Source organism: Pseudomonas sp. B28(2017), assembly GCF_002113025.1.
In the GTDB taxonomy this organism is placed as follows: Bacteria; Pseudomonadota; Gammaproteobacteria; order Pseudomonadales; family Pseudomonadaceae; genus Aquipseudomonas.
Genome location: NZ_NEJH01000003.1, coordinates 677,987 through 697,162, shown reverse-complemented (window position 1 = coordinate 697,162; position 19,176 = coordinate 677,987). Strand labels below are relative to the sequence as shown.

Sequence of the window (19,176 nt, the reverse complement as noted above, 5' to 3'; positions counted from 1 at the left end):
CCTTAGCGCGTGCCGCCGGTTTGTTTGAGGAAGTTGGCGAACAGTTCGTGGCCCTGCTCGGTGAGGATCGATTCCGGGTGAAACTGCACGCCCTCGATGTTCAGAGTCTTGTGACGCAGGCCCATGATTTCGTCGACCGAGCCGTCTTCGAGCTGGGTCCAGGCCGTCAGTTCCAGACAATCGGGCAAGGTTTCGCGCTTGACGATCAATGAATGATAGCGGGTCACCGTCAGCGGACGATTCAGGCCAGCGAATACCCCCTTGTCCTCGTGAAATACCGGGCTAGTCTTACCGTGCATCACTTGGCGGGCGCGCACCACGTCACCGCCAAAGGCCTGGCCGATGGATTGGTGGCCAAGGCAGACGCCAAGAATCGGCAGTTTGCCGGCGAAATGCTTGATCGCTTCAATCGAGATGCCGGCTTCGGTCGGGGTGCAAGGACCGGGGGACACAACGATACGCTCAGGATTGAGGGCTTCGATTTCAGCGATGGTCAGTTCATCGTTGCGCACGACTTTGACCTGGGAGCCGAGCTCGCCCAGGTACTGCACAACGTTGTAGGTAAAGGAGTCGTAGTTATCGATCATCAGCAACATGGCGTTAAGAACCTCTTGAATTCACTGACTTTAAAGATGGCCTTCGAATGATTGACCCGCAGAGCGCTGCACTTTGTCAGGTGCCGGAGCAGCGTCAGCAAAGCAGCATTTCAAACAGGTAAAGAAGGCAAAGCGGTACAGGTCCGGCGAGGCCGGCAAAAGAATTCAGGCGCGCCAACGCCAGCGGGCGTGTGCCTTGATGACTTGATCCAGGAGTTTACTGATGATCAACACGGGGAAGGTCTCATTCGTACGTCCCGGCACAGTAACTTAGCTGGGCAGAGCGTGCAATATCGCCGGAGGTACTGCCCGCGAAACTCTTAAAGGCTTCGCGACAGATGGCAAAAGGCCGAAAGTTTTTGGTACTGTCGTCTCGTTCACTACAACAATAAATAAACGGACTTGCTCATGATCAAACAGTCGTTGTTTGTACCGCTCGCAGGATGCTTGCTCGCGATGGCATGCGCCCAGGCGAACGCCGCACCCAACCCTTATACGAACTACATTGTCTTCGGGGACAGCCTCAACGACGCCGGGACCTTTGCCGACACTGGCGGGCCTGCCGGGGCGACACAACGCTTCACCAACCGTACGGGACCGGTGTATCTGGACGGCAGCGGCGAAGTCCGCTCGCTCAACTCCACGCAGATACTGGGTGGGAAACTGGGGTTCTCGGCGGACCAGACCGCGTCATCATCTTCGGCGGTGCGCGCCAGCAATGGTCAGCCCGATGGCAACAACTGGGCCGTCGGCGGCTACCGCACGGATCAGATACTGGATTCGATCACCAGCATTTCCGCCACCGGCGATCGCACTCGCGCGGGTTATCTGCCGTCGAACAACTTCCGCGCCGACCCGAATGCGCTGTATTACCTGTCGGGTGGCGGTAACGACTTCCTGCAAGGTCGCGTCACCAACTTGCCCCAGGCCAGCGCCGCCGCCGACCGACTGGCCGACAGCGTGCAGGCGCTGCAAACCGCCGGCGCGAAATACGTCATGGTCTGGCTGCTACCCGATATCGGCTTTACCCCGGCGTTCAACGGCACCCCGCTGCAAGCGTTCACGTCCCAACTCAGCGCCCAGTTCAACACTGAACTGGTAAGCCGACTGCAGAACATCAATGCCGAAGTCATCCCGCTCAACATTCCGGCACTGCTCAAAGAGACGTTCGCCAACCCGGTGCAGTTTGGCCTGGCCACCGACCAGAACCTCATCGCCACCTGCTTCAGCGGCAACGGTTGCACCGAGAATGCCCGGTACGGCATCAATAGCGCCACGCCGGACCCGACCAAGCTGATCTATAACGACTCAGTGCACCCTACCGAAGCCGGGCAGCGCCTGATTGCCGATTACGCGTACTCCCTGTTGGCAGCACCGTGGGAGCTGACCTTACTGCCTGAAATGGCTCAGGGCACCGTGCGCGCGCATCAGGATGAATTGCGCAATCAGTGGCTGGCCGATTGGGAAAACTGGCAAGGCGTCGGCCAATGGCGAGCCATTGTCGCCGGCGGCGGACAGCATCAGGACTTTGACGGTCAGGACAGCGCGGTGAGCGCCGACGGCAATGGAGCCAACCTGAACATCGGTGGCAGCTACCGTCTCGATGATGCCTGGCGCGTCGGCCTGGCGGCCGGTTTCTATAACCAGAAACTCGAAGCCGGCAGCAACGATTCCGACTACAAGCTCAACACTTACCTGGGCACGGTATTCGCCCAATACCAGCAAAACCGTGTGTGGGCCGACGCGGCATTGACGGCCGGACATCTGGATTACGACAGCCTCAAGCGTAAATTCCAGTTGGGCGTCAACGAGCGCGGCGAAAAAGGCGATACCAGCGGCTACGTCGAAGCCTTCAGCGCTCGCCTGGGTTACGACATTGCGCAACAGGCCAGCAGCCCCTGGCACCTGTCGCCGTTTGTCAGCGCCGACTTCGCCAAGGTGCAAGTCGACGGTTACTCGGAAGACGGCAGCGACTCCACGGCGCTGACCTTCGCCGATCAGGAGCGCATTTCCCGACGCCTGGGCGCCGGCCTGCAGGGCAAATACCAGTTCACCCCACAAACCCAGGTCTTCGGCGAAGTGGCCGTCGAACGCGAGTACAACGACGACACCCAGGATGTGAGCATCAACCTCAACAGCCTGCCGAACAATCAGTTCACGCTGCAAGGCTACACCCCGCAAAGCCACCTGAGCCGCTTGAACCTGGGTGTGAGCCACAACCTCACCCGGGACCTGGCACTGCGCGCCAGCTACAACATTCGCAAGGACGACGACTTCACCCAACAAGGCATCAACGTAGGTGTTGCGCTGGACTTCTGATGTGCAGGCAATAAAAAACGCGGCGCCCTCACAGGCGCCGCGTTTTTTTATGGTGGTGAAGTCATTGTGGGAGCGAGCTCGCTCCCACAGGATTTGTAGTCAGCTCAGCTTTCCGGAGTCTGTTCGGCCAGGGCAACCGCACGGAACATCGCGCGGCGCTTGTTCAGGGTTTCTTCCCATTCCAGCGCCGGCACCGAGTCCGCGACGATGCCACCACCGGCCTGCACATGCAGTTCTCCGTTCTTGATCACCGCCGTGCGAATCGCAATGGCGGTGTCCATGTTGCCGTTCCAGGCGAAGTAACCGACCGCACCGCCGTAGACGCCACGCTTGACCGGTTCCAGTTCGTCGATGATTTCCATCGCACGAATCTTCGGCGCACCGGACAAAGTGCCCGCCGGCAGAATCGCTCGCAGTGCGTCCATTGCCGTCAGCCCGGCTTTCAGCTGCCCGGTGACGTTGGACACGATGTGCATCACGTTGGAGTAACGCTCGATCACCATCTTCTCGGTGAGCTTCACCGAACCGATCTCCGATACGCGACCGGTGTCGTTACGACCGAGGTCGATCAGCATCAGGTGCTCGGCAATTTCCTTGTCATCCGACAGCAGGTCTTTTTCCAGTGCCAGATCAGCCTCTTCGTTGGCGCCGCGCGGGCGGGTGCCGGCAATCGGGCGCACGGTGATCAGGTTGTCTTCGACCCGTACCAGCACTTCCGGAGAACTGCCGACAACGTGGAAGTCGCCGAAGTTGAAGAAGTACATGTAAGGCGTCGGGTTGAAGCAGCGCAGCGCGCGGTACAGATCGATCGGCGCAGCCTTGAAGTCGATCGACATGCGCTGGGATGGCACGACCTGCATGCAGTCACCGGCCAGGATGTATTCCTTGATAGTGTCGACGGCTCTTTCGTAATCGTCCTGGGTGAAGCTGGAGCGAAATACCGGGTCAGCCGCTTGCTGCTTGCTGAAGTCCAGGCCACGGCGCGGGGTGATCGGCTGACGCAGTTTTTCCAGAAGCTCTTCCAGGCGAGCGCGACCTTGCTCGAAGGCGTCGTCCTGAGCCGGGTCGGCCAGTACGATGGCGTGCATCTTGCCGGCGAGGTTGTCGAACACCACGACGGCGTCGGAGACCATCAGCAGAATGTCCGGCACGCCCAGCGGATCCGGGTTCGGGCACTTGCCCAGACGCTTTTCCACGTAACGCACGCAGTCATAACCGAAGTAGCCCACCAGGCCGCCATTGAAACGCGGCAGGCCGGCAATGGTCGGCACGTTGTAGCGAGCCTTGAAGGCTTCGACGAAGGCCAGCGGGTCTTCAACGTCGTGGCTTTCGGTCTCGACACCATCGACGGTCACGCTGACGTGGTGGTCGTGAACCCGCAGCACAGTGCGGCACGGCAGACCGATGATCGAGTAACGCCCCCACTTCTCGCCACCCTGTACAGACTCCAGCAAGTAGGAATTGGGCTCGTCGGCCAGTTTCAGGTAGATCGACAGCGGCGTGTCGAAGTCGGCCAGGGTTTCGCAGGCAAGCGGGATGCGGTTGTAGCCGGCAGCGGCCAAACGCAGGAATTCTTCGCGGATCATGAGGTGCCTCGTGGCTTGAGGGTCGAACAGTCAGGTATGCAAACGCGCCGGAAACCGGCCAGGATCAAGTCAGGCGCGCCAACGCCAGCGGGCCAGGGCCTTGATGACTTTCATCCAGAGTTTGCGAGTGACCACCACGATGGCGTTTCCAGAAGGGGGTTTGACAGCGTCGGTCAACGTTATCTCAGCGGCCTGATCCAGGCAACCGGGAATTAGCTTGCGCAAGTCGTCGATCACCAACGCCGGTGACTCCTCGGCAATCGGCCGGCCGTGGTTATAGCCGTAGCTCAGGGCCACGCACTTGACCCCCGCCGCTTTCGCCGCCAGCACATCGCTGCGCGAATCGCCAACGAACAACGACTGCGAAGCAGGAATGTTGGCCATTTTCATCACGAAAAACAGCGCGGCCGGGTCGGGTTTTTTCTGTGGCAGGGTATCGCCGCCGATGATCCAGCGGAAATAACGGCCGATTTTCATCTGATCCAGCAACGGCGCGACGAAACGCTCCGGCTTGTTGGTGATCAGCGCCATCTCGACACCCTGCTTATGCAGCCATTTAAGAGTATCGCGCACGCCGGGGTAAACCACGGTCAACTCATGGCTTTCGCCATAAGCCTGCATGAAATACTCCAGCGCCCGTTCGGCCTCTGCGTTATCGACCGCCGAATGATCAATATCACCGGCCAGCGCACGACGCACCAACACTGGCGCGCCATTGCCGACCCATTCGCGCACCGCTTCCAGCCCGGCGGGCTGGCGACCGAGGTTGAGCAGCATCTTGTCCACAGCCACTGCCAGGTCCGGGACCGAGTCGATCAAAGTACCGTCCAGATCGAACATCACCAGCCGCGGCAGTTGCCCCGGAAACAGCTGCTCAAAGCCACTCATGGGCGAGCCAGCGCCAGTTCGGAACGCATCTTTTCGATGACCTCCTGATAGTTCGGCGCATTGAAGATGGCCGAGCCGGCGACGAAGGTGTCGGCACCGGCCGCTGCGATTTCGCGAATGTTGTTCACGTTCACTCCGCCGTCGATTTCCAGGCGAATATCACGACCCGACGCATCGATCAGCGCCCGCGCCTCACGCAGTTTGTCGAGGGTGCCGGGGATGAACTTCTGTCCGCCGAAGCCCGGGTTGACGCTCATCAGCAGGATCATGTCGACCTTGTCCATCACGTACTTGAGCACGTCCAGCGGGGTTGCCGGGTTGAACACCAGGCCCGACTTGCAGCCGCCTTCGCGGATCAGTTGCAGAGAGCGGTCGACGTGCTGGGTGGCTTCCGGATGGAAGGTGATGTAGGTCGCGCCAGCTTCGATGAAGTCGCCCACGATGCGGTCCACCGGGCTGACCATCAGGTGTGCGTCGATCGGCGCGGTCACGCCGTACTTGCGCAGTGCCGCGCAGACCATCGGGCCGATGGTCAGGTTCGGCACATAGTGGTTGTCCATGACATCGAAGTGCACGAAGTCGGCGCCGGCGGCCAGGACGTTGTCCACTTCCTCACCCAGGCGGGCGAAGTCGGCGGAGAGAATCGACGGAGCAATTACGAAGGGCTGCATGACGCACCTTTTCTGAGCAGAATCACGATGGCGCGCATTGTATACCTCATGCTTTGACGCGCGCACCGTGAGTGCGATGATTGGAACCTGCCATCATCCGTTAACGGCAAAGCCTCTAGTACGCCGCGCGATAGATCTTTTCGATATCGACGGCATTCAATTTGCGCGGATTATTGCGCATCAGGCGCTCAATCCCCGTTGCTTCCACTGCCATGGACGGGATGGCGTCCTCGGGTACACCGAAACTGCGCAGGCCCTGGGGAATTTCCACGGCGGCACACAGTTCGGTCATGGCTTGCACGGCTTTGTCAGCCGCTTCATTGGCACTCAAGTGCGTGGTCTTCACGCCCATGGCCTCGGCTATATCCTGCATGCGTTCGATGCAGGCCATCTTGTTCCAGGTCATGACATGGGACAGTAGCAAGGCATTACTGACACCATGGGCAATGTTGAAACGCCCGCCCAGCGGATATGCCAACGCATGCACCGCGCCAACCCCGGCATTGCCGAACGCCATGCCGGCCATCAGGCTGGCGGTGGCCATGTCTTCCCGGGCTTGCAGGTTCGACGGATTGGCGTAGGCCTTGGGCAAAGCTCTGGCGATCAGCTTGATGGCGCCGATGGCCAGGGAATCGGTAATCGGTGAGGCATTGACCGACAGATAGGACTCGATGGCATGCACCAGCGCATCGACGCCGCTGGCCGCCGTGACACTGCGCGGACAGGTCAGGGTCATTTGCGGGCTGACCAGCGCCACGTCCGGCAGCAGGTAGTCACTGACAATGCCCTTCTTCAGCTGCGCGACCTTGTCGGAAAGGATGGCGACGTTGGTCACCTCCGAGCCAGTACCCGCCGTGGTCGGGATGGCAATCAGCGGCGGGCCTTTGCGCGGGACCTGATCGATACCGAACAAATCCTCCAGCGCGCCGTGGTAGCCGGCATAGGCCGCCACGCTCTTGGCAATGTCGATGGCACTGCCGCCGCCCAGGCCAATCAGTCCGTCATGCCCGCCGTCGCGATAGACCTGCATGCAGTCTTCGACGATGGCGATTTCCGGGTCCGGCAGTACCCGGTCGAATATCTCGTAGCTGCGTTCGCCCAGCTGTACCAGTGCCAGTTCCACCGTGCCGGACTTGACCAGTGCGGCATCGGTGACGATCAGCGGGTTATCGATGTCCAGGCGTGCCAGCTCGGCGGACAGTTGCTCGATGGCACCTGCGCCGGTGATCAATTTGTGAGCGATTTTGAAAGAGGAAAGACTCATGTGCGCAGCCTCTTATAGGTAGGGGAGCTGGGCACAAGAGTAGCTGGGGATTTGGAGTTGGCTGGTATTCAGGTCATGAATGAACCGCGCGCCTGAAAACGACACAAAACAACTGTGGGAGCGGGCTTGCTCGCTCCCACATTTTTACCGCGTATGGCTTCAGACCTGCGCAGTACGCAATTTCTCGCTACGTCCACGCAACCATTCCAGGGTCAGCAGCAAGATCACCGAGAAGGCAATCAACAGCGTCGCGGCGGCGGCGATGGTCGGGCTGAGGTTTTCGCGGATGCCACTGAACATCTGCCGTGGCAGGGTCGCTTGCTCCGGACCTGCGAGGAACAGGGTCACCACCACCTCATCGAACGAAGTCGCGAAGGCAAACAACGCCCCCGAGATCACGCCCGGTGCGATCAGCGGCAAGGTCACCCGGCGGAACGTGGTCAGCGGCGAAGCGCCGAGGCTCGCAGCGGCCCGCACCAGGTTCTGGTTGAACCCCTGCAACGTCGCCGACACTGTGATGATCACGAACGGCACACCTAACACGGCGTGCACCACGATCAGCGAGGTATAGCTGTTGCCGAATCCCAGTGGAGCGAAGGTCAGGTAACTGGCCACACCGATGATCACCACCGGCACCACCATCGGCGAAATCACCAGCGCCATCACCAGCGCCTTGCCCGGGAAGTCGCCCCGAGTCAGGCCGATCGCCGCCAGCGTACCGAAGATCATCGCCAACACGGTCGCTGCCGGGGCCACGATCATGCTGTTCTTCAACGAACGCATCCATTCCGCCGAGGCAAAGAAATCCTGGTACCAGTGCAGCGAGAAGCCTTGCAGCGGATAAACCAGAAAACTCCCGGAGTTGAACGACAGTGGAATGATCACCAGCACCGGCAGAATCAGGAACAACAGAATCAAGCCGCAGAGAATCCGCAAGCTGTAGAACCACACCCGTTCAATGGGCGACATATAAGGACTCAGCATTTCGTTCTCTCCTTAGCTCAGGCGCAGGCGACTGGCGCCCACCAGCCAGCTGTAAATCAGATAAAGCACTACGGTCGCCAACAGCAGCAGCCCACCGAGTGCGGTCGCCATGCCCCAGTTGATGCTGGTGTTGGTGTAGAAGGCGACAAAGTAGCTGACCATCTGATCGTTCGGGCTACCCAGCAATGCCGGGGTGATGTAGTAGCCGATGGCGAGGATGAACACCAACAGGCAACCGGCGCCGACACCGGCATAGGTCTGCGGGAAGTACACTCGCCAGAAGCTGGCGAACGGGTGGCAGCCGAGGGAAATCGCGGCGCGCATGTAGGTTGGCGAGATGCCTTTCATCACGCTGTAGATCGGCAGGATCATGAACGGCAGCAGGATGTGCACCATCGAGATATAGACACCGATGCGGTTGAACACCAGTTCCACCGGCTTATCGATGATGCCCATGGCCATCAGGCCGCTGTTGATCAGGCCACCCGATTGCAGCAACACGATCCACGCCGCAACCCGCACCAGGATCGAGGTCCAGAACGGCAACAGCACCAGAATCATCAGTAGGTTGCTCTGCCGCGACGGCAGGTTCGCCAACAGGTAAGCCAGGGGATACGCCAGCACCAGGCAGACCACAGTGATGATCAGGCCCATCCAGAAGGTGCGGGCGAAGATGTCGAGGTAGATCGCCTGATCCGGGGTCGCCGGGGCGATTTCGCCGAGGTCGTCGATGCGATGATCGACAGCGGCCAGCAGGTAATACGGGGTGATGTTGCTGGTGTTGCGGCGCACCGCTTGCCAGTAGGCCGGGTCGCCCCAACGCTCGTCGAGGCCTTCCAGCGCGTCCTTATAAGAAGCCGGCTCAGTGGCGAGCGGCAAGGCGCGGGCAGTTTTGGTCAGCAGGCTGCGATAACCTGCCAGCTCCATGTTCAAACGTTTGGACAGATCACCCAGGGTCTGATTCTTGCGAGCGTCGGCGAGGTCTTCGGCCGCCGCTTTGTAAACCGGCTCAGCGGGCAGGCCGCGGCCGTCCCAGCTGGCGATGGCCGTCACGGTGCGCGGCATGCCGCCGACCACTTCCGGGTTGCCAACGCTTTTGTAGAGCAGCGCCACGATCGGCACCAGAAACACCAGCAACAGAAACAGCACCAGCGGCGCAATCAACGCCTGGGCCTTCCAGCGGTTGACCCGCTCGGCGTGTTTGAGCCGCTGCTTCAAGGTGGGGTCAGTGCCCGCGTTCACGGGAACGGCGATAGCCATGGCGTACTCCGGAAATCTTTGATCATTGCAGAGGCGGGAAACCACCTCGATCGTTTAATACACACCGTTCAAATGTGGGAGCGGCGGTGCGGCGGTGCGACTTGCTCGCGAAGACGGAGTATCAGTCATCAACGATGCTGAATGTGCTGACGTCTTCGCGAGCAAGCTCGCTCCTACAGCGTAAGCCCGCAGTGCGGTCTTACTTGGCAGCCCAGGCGTTGAAGCGCTGTTCCAGTTGCTCGCCGTTGTCAGCCCAGAAGCTGACGTCGATCTGCACCTGGTTGGCGATGTTTTCCGGGGTGGTCGGCATGTCTTTCAGGACATCTTTGGCCAGCAGCGGTACGGCTTGAGTGTTGGCCGGGCCGTAGGCGATGTTTTCCGAGTAGGTCTTCTGCTGCTGTGGCATCACCGAGTAGGCGATGAATTTTTTCGCAGCTTCCGCACGCTTGGCGTCCAGGCCTTTCGGGATGGCCCATGCGTCGAAGTCGTAGATGCCGCCGTTCCACACCACTTTCAGGTTGCTTTCTTTCTGCACGGCAGCGATCCGGCCGTTATAGGCCGAGCTCATGACCACGTCACCGGAAGCGAGGTATTGCGGCGGTTGTGCGCCAGCTTCCCACCACTGGATGTTCGGCTTGAGCTCATCGAGCTTCTTGAATGCGCGGTCCTGACCATCTTTGCCGGCCAGCACTTTGTAGACGTCTTTCGGCGCAACGCCGTCGGCCATCAGTGCGAATTCCAGGGTGTACTTGGCGCCTTTACGCAGGCCACGCTTGCCCGGGAACTGCTTGGTGTCCCAGAAGTCCGCCCAACTGGTCGGTGCGGTTTTAAGCTTGTCGGCGTTGTAGGCCATTACGGTCGACCACACAAAGAAGCCCACACCGCATGGCTGGATCGCGCCCTTGACGTAATCTTCTTTCTTGCCGAACAGCGCCGGGTCCAACTGCTCGAACATGTCTTCATCGCAACCACGGGACAGTTCCGGCGACTCAACCTCTACCAGATCCCAGGACACGCTCTTGGTGTCGACCATGGCCTTGACCTTGGCCATTTCGCCGTTGTACTCACCGGCCACGATCTTGCCGTTACCTGCCGCTTCCCACGGTGCGTAGAAGGCTTTGACCTGAGCCGCCTTGTTCGCCCCGCCAAAGGACACCACGGTCAGGTCCGGGCCTGCGGCCATTGCGCTCGCAGCTCCCATCATGCCCAGTGCCAGAGCGGTGAATTTCAGGGATTTCAACATTTATTATTCTCTCCACGTGCAGGGTTGGTGTTGTTGAAGCCGGGGCGATCAGTTCGCCTCTAGAATCGGGTCGAGAGCGCGAACGTGTTCGACCTGCCAGCCAAGCGGTACCACGTCGCCGACAGCGAGCGAGGGATCAAGCTCGGCAATCGGTTGCTTCACGAAGAAGTCGGTCTTGCCACAGACTTCCATGCGAACCCGGACGTGGTCGCCCAGATAGATGAATTCCTCGACTCGCCCGGAGAAGCGATTGACGCACTGGTCGCTGGAGCCATTGAGGCTCACGCGCTCCGGACGGATGGACAGGGTCACCGGCTCGCCGGTCTTGCCGACATTCACCGCCAGCGCTTCAACTTTTTCACCGCGCCCCAGTTCGACTACGCAGCGGTCGCCGGTCTGACTGTGCAGGCGGCCATTGAGGCGGTTGTTCTCACCGATGAAGTTGGCGACGAAGGTGTTTTTCGGCTCTTCGTAGAGGGTGCGCGGCGGCGCGATCTGCTGGATTTCGCCCTGATGGAACACCGCCACACGGTCAGACATGGTCAAGGCTTCGCCCTGATCGTGGGTCACATAGACCACGGTTACGCCCAACCGCTGGTGCAGGTGCTTGATCTCCATCTGCATGTGTTCACGCAGTTGTTTGTCGAGTGCGCCGAGGGGTTCGTCCATCAGCACCAATTGCGGTTCAAATACCAGCGCCCGGGCCAATGCCACACGCTGTTGCTGACCGCCGGAAAGCTGCGCCGGGTAACGCTGGGCGAAGGTATCGAGCTGGACCATGCTCAGCACCCGCTTGACCCGGGCACTGACATCGCTCTTGTTCATCCCGCGCACGGTCAGCGGGAACGCCAGGTTCTCGGCCACCGTCATGTGCGGGAACAATGCGTAGTTCTGGAACACCATGCCGATGTCGCGCTTGTGCGGCGGCACGTTGTTGATGGCGCGCCCGGCCAACAGGATTTCGCCCGCGGTCGGCGTTTCGAAGCCGGCGAGCATCATCAGGCTGGTGGTCTTGCCGGAGCCGGACGGCCCGAGCAAGGTGAGGAATTCGCCTTTGCGAATGTCCAGGTTGAGGTCCTTGACGATCAGGTTCTCGCCGTCGTAGCTCTTCTGCACTCCACGAAAGCTGACCAGAACATCATTGGCCCCTGCGCTTGAATCGACCTGGCTCATACCCACACCTTTGTTATTGATGACTGCTGTGGGGTTAAGCCTAGTGGACGCTGGGGACCACGCAAATCGGGGCGCAAGAGAGATTCGCCTCAGCCGGATGGAAGGCTGGGGGTAGGGATTGCCCTACAAGGATGGCGCGTTTTGGCAAGCGCAGTGGCGAGCGGTCAGTTGCAAGCCACAAGTAATGGCAAAAACGATTGGGCGAGATGTCGCAAATGGATATGGCATCGTGCCACCCCTGTAGGAGCCAGCTTGCTGGCGATAGCGATTTCAAGAACGCCATCGCCAGCAAGCTGGCTCCTACAGAGGATTCGGTGAGTCAGAGGAGTTTGTGTTCCATCGCGTACTTCACCAGTTCCGCCAACGAGGTGATGTTGAGCTTCTGCATCAGCCGCGCCTTATGGGTGCTGATGGTCTTGCTGCTCAGCGCCAGTTGCTGGGCAATGTCGTTGACGTTGGCGCCTTGGGCCAGGCGTTCGAACACGGAGAATTCGCGCTCGGAGAGCAACGAATGCAATGGACGCGAGTCGGTCAGGCCGACCTCGAAGACCATGCGGTCGGCCAGTTCCGGGTCGATATAACGCCCGCCTGAGGCCACTTTGCGTATGGCCGTCAGCAACAGTGCCGGATCGCTGTCCTTGGTTGCATAACCGGCGGCCCCGACCTTCAGCGCCCGGGCGGCCATCTGCGCTTCGTCATGCATCGACAACACCAGGATCACCGGCGGATTGTTCAGGGCGCGAATCCGCGGAATGGCTTCCAGGCCATTGACGCCCGGCATGGAGATGTCCAGCAACACCACTTCGCAAGGCACATGACGCAAGGTGTCGAGCAACTGCTCGCCGTTGCTCGCCTCCCCCACCACCAGCAAGTCCTTGGCCAGGCCAATCAACTGCTTGATGCCCTCACGGACGATGGTGTGGTCTTCGGCTACCAGTACACGGATCACGTTTTTCTCCAGATTCAAGATCATTCACGAATAAGCCCCGGGCGGCGTTCCGACGAAGGCGTCGGTACAGTCAACACAACCTGTTCAGGCTGCATCCAGCGGAACGCGCACACTCAGGGTCGTGCCTTCACCCGGCTCACTCTCAAGGGATAACTCCCCCCCCATGATCAACACCCGCTCGCGCATTCCGACAATCCCAAAGGACGTTGGCCTGCCAGGTGCAGTGACAAATCCTACGCCATCATCGCTGACCGTCAGACACAACTCGTCGCCTTCCAACGCCAGTGTCAGTTCAACAGTATGCGCCTGGGCATGGCGCATGACATTGGTCAGCGCTTCCTGAAGGATCCGGAACAGGCCGATGGCCTTGGCGTCGCTGAGCACCGGCAGATTATCCGGCACCTGCACCAGACACGGAATCTGCGTACGCGCCTCAAATCGTCGGGCCTGCCATTCGATGGCCGAGGCAATGCCGGCATCGAGAATCGGCGGGCGCAATGCGGTCGCCACGTCGCGAACCAATTGGAAGAGTTGGGCGATCAGGCGCTTCATGCTGCCCAGGCGCTCGTTAAGCCCCGGATCGAGTTGCGCGTAAGCCAGTTCGCACATGGAGGTTTCCAGCTTGAGCACCGTCAGCATCTGACCCAGTTCATCGTGAACTTCCCGGGCAATGCGCGCCTTTTCTTCTTCACGCACGCTTTCCAGGTGCGCGGACAGCTCACGCAGTTGTTCCCGGGAGCTGGCCAGTTCAAGTTCGATACGCTTGCTCTCGCTGATGTCCCAGACGATGCCGTCCCAGACATAGGCGCCGTCTTCCAGCTGACGCGTGATGGCCTTGATTTCCGCCCAACGCTGCTCGCCCTGACGGGTGAGGATCCGCCCTTGCCACGACCAGTCGCTGTCCGTATCCAGCGCATGATCCTGGGTCTGGTGATAGCTGGCCTTGTCATCCGGATGCACCAGGCTGCGCAGGCCTTTATCGCGATGCGCCAGCGTGGCCGGCGAGTAACCCACCAGGCTTTCGCTGCCTTCGCTGATGTAGGCAAAGTCGATCTGACCAGTCACCGGCGCCCGCTCCAGCCGGAAAACCAGGCCCGGAACGTTGGCGGCGATGCCTTGCAGCCGCGCCTCGCTTTCCTGCAAGGCGGCCAGGGCGCGGCGCCGCTCGGTGACGTCGTTGAGATAAACCACCAGGTATTCGCCATCGCGAAAGCGCAGAAAACTCAACGAAACATCGGCCGGCAGAATGCTGCCGTCGGCGCGCACGCAGTTGGTTTCGAAGCTTTGCGGGCCCTCTTCACTGGCCCGGGCGCGCTTCCACAGATTGAGCCAGCGGTCCATGTGCAGGCCGGGGTCGAAATCGATCAAGGGCCGATCGATGATCCCGTCGGGTGGATAGCCAAGCATGCTTTCCGCCGCGCGGTTGGCGTAGCGCACATGGCTGTCCCAGTTGACCCAGAGGATGCCGACGGTGCTTTGGTCGATGGAAAACTGAGTGAGCCGCAACGCCTCTTCGCTGGCGGCACGCAAGGCAATGTCTTCCTGCGCGGCCATCAAACGTTGTTCCAGATTGCGCTGCTGGCGACGCTGCCAGAACACGATAGCCATGCAACTCAACGCCAGCACGACCAGCAACAGGCAGAGGTTTTGCCAGAACCCGGGGGACTCGGTGAGCCGCGGATACTTGGCTTGCAGCCATTGATTGTGCAGTTGTTCCAGATCCTTGGCCGGGATCGCCCGCAACGCACTTTCGACGATGCCCGCCAGTTCCGGCTTGTCGCGGCGCGTGGCCACCCGCAGCAGCTGCGGCAGGCCGACATCCCCGACCACCACCAACCCGGCGAACTCCGGTTCAACGGACAGGCGCCCCAATTGCGCCTCATCGATCACCGCATAAGCCGCCTGCTGGCCCGTCAGCAACTGCAAGGCCTGGCGCTCCATCGGTACGCCTTGCAGGTTCAGGTGCGGATAATTGCTGTACAGGTAATCGGCGATGGCGCTGGGCATGCGCACAGCGACGCGGGTCTGGCTGTCGAGCTTTTCCAGCTCGACCGCACCGGCGCTTTTCTGGTCGCTGACCACCAGTTGCGGTACTCGCATGTAGGGGTCGGAAAACTGCCAGAGACGTAACCCGCCAGGGGTTTGGGTCAACCCCGGGGCGATGTCGATTTCGCCCTCGCGGGCCGCGGCTTCCAATTGTTCAAGGTCAGGAAAGTTGCGCCAGCTCAATTCGACGTTAAGGGTCTTGGCCAGCCACTTCATCAAGTCGACATTCACCCCGGACAGGCGCTGCAAGCGGCGATCGTATTGCGCATAGGGCGCCTGCAACACCAGGCCGACCCGCAACTCGCTCTGCTGCGTCAGCCAGTGCTGTTGTTTCGGGGTCAACTGGGCAACATGCGCCGGGGGCGCGACCGCCGCCCAACCCATCAAGGGAAACCACAAACAGCCGATAACCCACAGGCAGCGAAAACGCATCATTGAACTCTCACACACTGACAAATACTGACCAACCCATTAGGCTGCCGGAACAACTTCTGGCCTGGAATATCCGATGCCCCCTGTCTACCGCCTGGCACTGCCAGCATTGTGCCTGTCGCTGATCCTGCCTTGCGCCTATTCCGTCGAGGCAGCCGACCCGGCGCCTGGCGCAGCAGAAAAAACTGCCGAAGAAAAACCGCTCGAACGTCAGCCGCTGCCTGAGCGTAGTCAGGAAGAATCGACTGCACTTGAGCGAAAAGTCCCGGCTCAGGAACAGCAACAACTGCAAGCGGGCACCGACACGTTTCTGGCCTTGTGGAAACCAGCCAATACCGCCGAACCTAAAGGCGCGGTGATTATCATCCCTGGCGCCGGCGAAAGCGTTGACTGGCCGCAAGCGGTCGGTCCTTTGCGGCGCAAATTGCCGGACGCCGAATGGAGCAGCCTGAGTATCACCTTGCCGGACCTGCAAAGCGATGCCATTGCGCCACGAATCGTGGAAGCGGCACCGGCTCCCAAGGCTCCCGAGGCCGGCAATAAAGACTCGACCACCGCGGCCCCCATTGAACAGATGGCCGGTGGCGAGGCCGATGTGGCCGACAAGGCCATCGCCGAAACCACCGAAGAACAATCCAGGGCAGATGCCGAGCGCATCTTCGCCCGGATCGACGCTGCGCTCGCCTTCGCCGAACAGCAAAGCGCCCGCAGTATCGTGGTGTTGGGGCATGGCACCGGCGCTTATTGGGCCGCACGCTACCTGAGTGAGAAGCAACCGCCGCAAGTCGAAAAGATGGTGATGGTCGCAGCGCAGACACCCGTGACGGCGAAGCCCGAGCTGGCGGAGCTGACCCCGACCCTGAAACTGCCGACCGCCGATATTTACTACAAAGACAAAGCGCCGGACCGCAACGCGGCACTGGAACGCCTGCAAGCCAGCAAGCGCTTGAAGTCATCGGCATTCAGCCAGGTCGCGCTCAAGGCGTTGCCGGATACCAAGGCCGCACAGGAGCAACTGTTCCGGCGGGTGCGGGGCTGGCTGAATCCGCAGAATCCGGCGGACTGACAGACCGCGTCGCCCTTATCGCGGGCAAGCCACGCTCCAACAGGTTTTATGCCGATCACAAAATTGCGGACAACATAAAACCTGTGGGAGCGAGCCTGCTCGCGAAGGGGACATCACAGACGACATAAAGCTGTTCGTCTAGCGAAAATCCCGCCGCTCCCGAATCAACGTATAGGCATTGTGCAGTTCACGCGTTCGCTCGGTGGCCTCACGAACCTGCGTCGCTGTCGCGCCACTGCCGGCGATCTTGTCCGGATGATGGCGACTGAGCAGGCGCCGGTAAGCACGCTTGATCTGCGCAGGTTCAGTGGTGGCCGACACCCCCAAGAGCCTTAATGCATCCTGATAACTTGGCACGTTGTTGGCCAATGGCCGCTTCTGCGGTTCATAGTCGTGAGCCAGCGCCTGCACCTGATGCGGCGTCCAGCCCAGCCACTTGCCCCATTGGCCGATCAATTCGCGCTCACTGCTGCCGGCACGACCATCGGCCCACACCATTCTCCAGCAGGCGCGCAACACACCTTCCGCCGCATGGGGCTGGGCACTCAGGCGACGCAGATAACCGCGTAGCCGGTCGCGGCCCGACTTGCCACGATTGAATGCGGCAATCGCACGACGCCGGGCCGGCTCGGACATGTCCAGCGCGCGCATTTCCGCTCGGGCCTGATCGATGTGCCCGGCCGTGACCTGGCCGTCGCACTTGGCCAGGCGCCCCAACAGGACAAACAGCAATTCATCGTTACGCAACACCGGGCGACCGCCCAGCCTTTCCCACAAGTGCCCCCAGCTCTGCAGGTGCAAGCGCCGATCCAGCGCCTGCCCCAACAACGCGCCGAGCAAGGCCCCCGGAATGCTGGCTATGGCAAAGCCTGCTCCGGCTCCAATCAGAGTCCCTGGCCACAGCATGTCAGCGGCTCGCTTCTATTAATGATTCAACTTCGGCCAGACGTTCGTGAGTGCCGACATCGACCCAGTGTCCTTTCAGTTGCTCACCGGTCACTTGGCCGTCAGCCATGGCTTTGCGCAACAGCGGCGCGAGTTTGAAGGCACCCGCGCTGCAACCGTCGAACAGCTGCGGATGCAACACGGCGATGCCGCTGTAGGTCAGGGTGGCGGCCTCCGGCTGACCATCGCGCACCAGGGATTCGACCAGGCAGAAGTCCCCGGCCGGATGATGAGGCGGGTTGCTGACCAGCACCAGGTGCGCCAGGCCATTGATGGGTTGATGCAGCACGCTGAAGTCGTAATCGGTCCAGATATCACCGTTGACCACGACAAACGCTTCATCCCCCAGCAACGGCAACGCGCGGAAAATCCCGCCGCCGGTTTCCAGGGGCTCACCTTCTGCCGAGTACTGGATGCTCACGCCATAGCGCGATCCATCGCCCAGAAAGTCTTCGATCTGCTGACCGAGCCAGGCGTGATTGATCACGATGTCGGTGAACCCGGCGGCGGCCAGCGCGCGCAGGTGATACTCGATCAGCGGCACCCCGCCGGCACGAACCAGCGGTTTGGGCGTGGTCAGGGTCAGCGGGCGCATGCGCTCGCCTTTACCCGCGGCCAGAATCATTGCCTTCATGCTGTCACTCCGGCGCGCAGACTGGCCAGCAGCACATCCAGCTCAGCCAGTTCAGGACGGCGAGCGATCACGGCATCTATATAGGCAAAGAAACGCGGCACATCGCCCAGATAGCGCGGCTTGCCGTCGCGATGACAGATGCGCGCGAAAATACCGATGACTTTCAGGTGACGCTGCACGCCCATCAAGTCGCTGGCACGCAGGAAGTCCTCGAACTCGGGCTGAACCGGAATACCGAGGGCGCCCGCCCGCTGCCAGTAGCTTTCGAGCCAGCCATTCACACGTTCCTCGGGCCAGCTGAGGAAGGCGTCCTTGAACAGGCAGGTCACGTCGTAGGTCACCGGGCCGTACACCGCATCCTGGAAATCCAGCACACCGGGATTGGGCTCGCTGAGCATCAGGTTGCGCGGCATGTAGTCGCGATGCACCAGGACTTTGGGTTGTGCCAGGGCGCTGTCGATCAACAGTTCGCTGACCTGCTGCCAGAGTACCTGCTGCGCCGCATCGAGCTCGATGCCCAACTCGCGCTTCACGTACCACTCGGGGAACAGTTCCAGTTCGCGACGCAGCAATGCCACGTCATAGCTCGGCAGCGGCGCAACCATCGGCAACTGCTGGAAAGCCATCAACGCTTGCAGGGCATCCTCGAACAAATCGTCGGCGTTTTCGCTGTCGATGACGTCCAGATAGGTCTTGCTGCCCAGGTCATTGAGCAAAAGAAAACCGCGCTCGAGGTCTTCGGCATAAATTTTCGGCACATTTATTCCGGATTTCGCCAGCAAAAAGGCGATATCCACGAAGGGTTTGCAGTTTTCCTGCGGCGGCGGCGCGTCCATCACGATGAAACTTTTACCATCGCCTTCCCAACGGAAATACCGCCGAAAACTCGCGTCGCTACTGGCCACAGTCAATGTGGCCGGGGGGACGGCGCCCCAACTCTGCTCGGTAAAAAGGGTTGTCAATTGCTCATCGAGCCAAACTTTCAGGTGTTGCAAGCGTACATCTTGATCAGGCATTGCAAGGGTCTCCGACGGCGCTAGCCGTCAAGCGGGTCATGCTTTATTATCCAGCATCTTTTTCAGACCATCGAGAGGCGTGCGGCCCACACCGCGGGCAGATG

Annotated in this window: 16 protein-coding genes; 2 read left to right on the top strand and 14 right to left on the bottom strand. The window is 60.6% G+C overall.

What is annotated here, in order from left to right; all coding sequences use genetic code 11:
* Positions 1–2 precede the first annotated feature (2 nt).
* On the bottom strand, positions 3–596 hold the full coding sequence (locus CAF65_RS12455; RefSeq protein WP_007980194.1) for an aminodeoxychorismate/anthranilate synthase component II: 594 nt from the start codon (positions 594–596) through the stop codon (positions 3–5).
* A 408-nt stretch (positions 597–1,004) separates the two neighbouring features.
* On the opposite strand from CAF65_RS12455, the gene estP reads away from it, so the two are divergent.
* A complete protein-coding gene (gene estP / locus CAF65_RS12450; RefSeq protein ID WP_085716536.1) occupies positions 1,005–2,915 on the top strand; it encodes an esterase EstP in 1,911 nt (636 codons plus the stop codon).
* Positions 2,916–3,019: 104 nt separating this feature from the next.
* Here the strand turns inward: estP and trpE are convergent, their stop codons facing one another.
* The 10 genes from trpE to CAF65_RS12400 form a co-directional block, all read right to left on the bottom strand.
* Positions 3,020–4,501 carry an anthranilate synthase component I gene (gene trpE, locus CAF65_RS12445; RefSeq protein ID WP_085716535.1) on the bottom strand — a complete coding sequence of 494 codons (1,482 nt, stop codon included), beginning with the start codon at positions 4,499–4,501 and terminating at the stop codon, positions 3,020–3,022.
* A gap of 69 nt (positions 4,502–4,570) precedes the next feature.
* Entirely contained in the window at positions 4,571–5,389 is an 819-nt protein-coding gene (locus CAF65_RS12440; protein WP_085716534.1) for a phosphoglycolate phosphatase, read from the bottom strand.
* A complete protein-coding gene (rpe, locus tag CAF65_RS12435; protein ID WP_008035979.1) occupies positions 5,386–6,060 on the bottom strand; it encodes a ribulose-phosphate 3-epimerase in 675 nt (224 codons plus the stop codon). Before rpe ends, CAF65_RS12440 begins: the two co-directional genes overlap by 4 nt.
* Positions 6,061–6,175: 115 nt before the next feature.
* The gene (locus tag CAF65_RS12430) at positions 6,176–7,324 is read right to left on the bottom strand and encodes an iron-containing alcohol dehydrogenase (protein ID WP_085716533.1); all 1,149 of its coding nucleotides are present in this window, start codon (positions 7,322–7,324) and stop codon (positions 6,176–6,178) included.
* A gap of 159 nt (positions 7,325–7,483) precedes the next feature.
* Positions 7,484–8,308 carry an ABC transporter permease gene (locus CAF65_RS12425; protein WP_085716532.1) on the bottom strand — a complete coding sequence of 275 codons (825 nt, stop codon included), beginning with the start codon at positions 8,306–8,308 and terminating at the stop codon, positions 7,484–7,486.
* Between the two features lie 12 nt (positions 8,309–8,320).
* Positions 8,321–9,568, bottom strand: coding sequence for an ABC transporter permease (locus CAF65_RS12420; RefSeq protein WP_085716531.1), 1,248 nt, complete (start codon positions 9,566–9,568; stop codon positions 8,321–8,323).
* A gap of 199 nt (positions 9,569–9,767) precedes the next feature.
* Positions 9,768–10,811, bottom strand: coding sequence for an ABC transporter substrate-binding protein (locus tag CAF65_RS12415; RefSeq protein ID WP_085716530.1), 1,044 nt, complete (start codon positions 10,809–10,811; stop codon positions 9,768–9,770).
* 48 nt (positions 10,812–10,859) lie between these two features.
* Positions 10,860–11,984, bottom strand: a complete 1,125-nt coding sequence (locus CAF65_RS12410) for an ABC transporter ATP-binding protein (RefSeq protein ID WP_085716529.1) — start codon at positions 11,982–11,984, stop codon at positions 10,860–10,862.
* Positions 11,985–12,303: 319 nt separating this feature from the next.
* The gene (locus CAF65_RS12405; protein ID WP_178076683.1) at positions 12,304–12,957 is read right to left on the bottom strand and encodes a response regulator transcription factor; all 654 of its coding nucleotides are present in this window, start codon (positions 12,955–12,957) and stop codon (positions 12,304–12,306) included.
* 60 nt (positions 12,958–13,017) lie between these two features.
* Complete coding sequence (locus CAF65_RS12400; protein ID WP_085716528.1) at positions 13,018–15,414, bottom strand: PAS domain S-box protein; 2,397 nt, start codon at positions 15,412–15,414, stop codon at positions 13,018–13,020.
* Positions 15,415–15,487: 73 nt separating this feature from the next.
* Here CAF65_RS12400 and CAF65_RS12395 point away from each other — a divergent pair, with 73 nt between their 5' ends.
* The gene (locus tag CAF65_RS12395; protein ID WP_085716527.1) at positions 15,488–16,477 is read left to right on the top strand and encodes an alpha/beta hydrolase family protein; all 990 of its coding nucleotides are present in this window, start codon (positions 15,488–15,490) and stop codon (positions 16,475–16,477) included.
* A 138-nt stretch (positions 16,478–16,615) separates the two neighbouring features.
* On the opposite strand, the gene CAF65_RS12390 is transcribed toward CAF65_RS12395, so the two are convergent.
* From CAF65_RS12390 to CAF65_RS12380, 3 genes are read right to left on the bottom strand one after another with little or no spacing between them, the layout of a single operon-like run.
* Positions 16,616–17,383, bottom strand: a complete 768-nt coding sequence (locus CAF65_RS12390; protein WP_085716526.1) for a TerB family tellurite resistance protein — start codon at positions 17,381–17,383, stop codon at positions 16,616–16,618.
* A 1-nt stretch (position 17,384) separates the two neighbouring features.
* Positions 17,385–18,056 carry an N-acetylmuramate alpha-1-phosphate uridylyltransferase MurU gene (murU, locus tag CAF65_RS12385; protein ID WP_085716525.1) on the bottom strand — a complete coding sequence of 224 codons (672 nt, stop codon included), beginning with the start codon at positions 18,054–18,056 and terminating at the stop codon, positions 17,385–17,387.
* Positions 18,053–19,072, bottom strand: a complete 1,020-nt coding sequence (locus CAF65_RS12380; RefSeq protein ID WP_085716524.1) for an aminoglycoside phosphotransferase family protein — start codon at positions 19,070–19,072, stop codon at positions 18,053–18,055. Before CAF65_RS12380 ends, murU begins: the two co-directional genes overlap by 4 nt.
* Positions 19,073–19,176: the final 104 nt, after the last annotated feature.

Coding starts and splice junctions, on each gene's coding strand:
- CAF65_RS12455 (WP_007980194.1), bottom strand. CDS start 596: ATGTTGCTGATGATCGATAACTACGACTCCTTTACCTACAACGTTGTG.
- CAF65_RS12415 (WP_085716530.1), bottom strand. CDS start 10,811: ATGTTGAAATCCCTGAAATTCACCGCTCTGGCACTGGGCATGATGGGA.
- CAF65_RS12430 (WP_085716533.1), bottom strand. CDS start 7,324: ATGAGTCTTTCCTCTTTCAAAATCGCTCACAAATTGATCACCGGCGCA.
- CAF65_RS12390 (WP_085716526.1), bottom strand. CDS start 17,383: ATGCTGTGGCCAGGGACTCTGATTGGAGCCGGAGCAGGCTTTGCCATA.
- CAF65_RS12405 (WP_178076683.1), bottom strand. CDS start 12,957: ATGATCTTGAATCTGGAGAAAAACGTGATCCGTGTACTGGTAGCCGAA.
- CAF65_RS12400 (WP_085716528.1), bottom strand. CDS start 15,414: ATGATGCGTTTTCGCTGCCTGTGGGTTATCGGCTGTTTGTGGTTTCCC.
- trpE (WP_085716535.1), bottom strand. CDS start 4,501: ATGATCCGCGAAGAATTCCTGCGTTTGGCCGCTGCCGGCTACAACCGC.
- CAF65_RS12380 (WP_085716524.1), bottom strand. CDS start 19,072: ATGCCTGATCAAGATGTACGCTTGCAACACCTGAAAGTTTGGCTCGAT.
- estP (WP_085716536.1), top strand. CDS start 1,005: ATGATCAAACAGTCGTTGTTTGTACCGCTCGCAGGATGCTTGCTCGCG.
- CAF65_RS12420 (WP_085716531.1), bottom strand. CDS start 9,568: ATGGCTATCGCCGTTCCCGTGAACGCGGGCACTGACCCCACCTTGAAG.
- CAF65_RS12410 (WP_085716529.1), bottom strand. CDS start 11,984: ATGAGCCAGGTCGATTCAAGCGCAGGGGCCAATGATGTTCTGGTCAGC.
- CAF65_RS12395 (WP_085716527.1), top strand. CDS start 15,488: ATGCCCCCTGTCTACCGCCTGGCACTGCCAGCATTGTGCCTGTCGCTG.
- CAF65_RS12440 (WP_085716534.1), bottom strand. CDS start 5,389: ATGAGTGGCTTTGAGCAGCTGTTTCCGGGGCAACTGCCGCGGCTGGTG.
- murU (WP_085716525.1), bottom strand. CDS start 18,056: ATGAAGGCAATGATTCTGGCCGCGGGTAAAGGCGAGCGCATGCGCCCG.
- rpe (WP_008035979.1), bottom strand. CDS start 6,060: ATGCAGCCCTTCGTAATTGCTCCGTCGATTCTCTCCGCCGACTTCGCC.
- CAF65_RS12425 (WP_085716532.1), bottom strand. CDS start 8,308: ATGCTGAGTCCTTATATGTCGCCCATTGAACGGGTGTGGTTCTACAGC.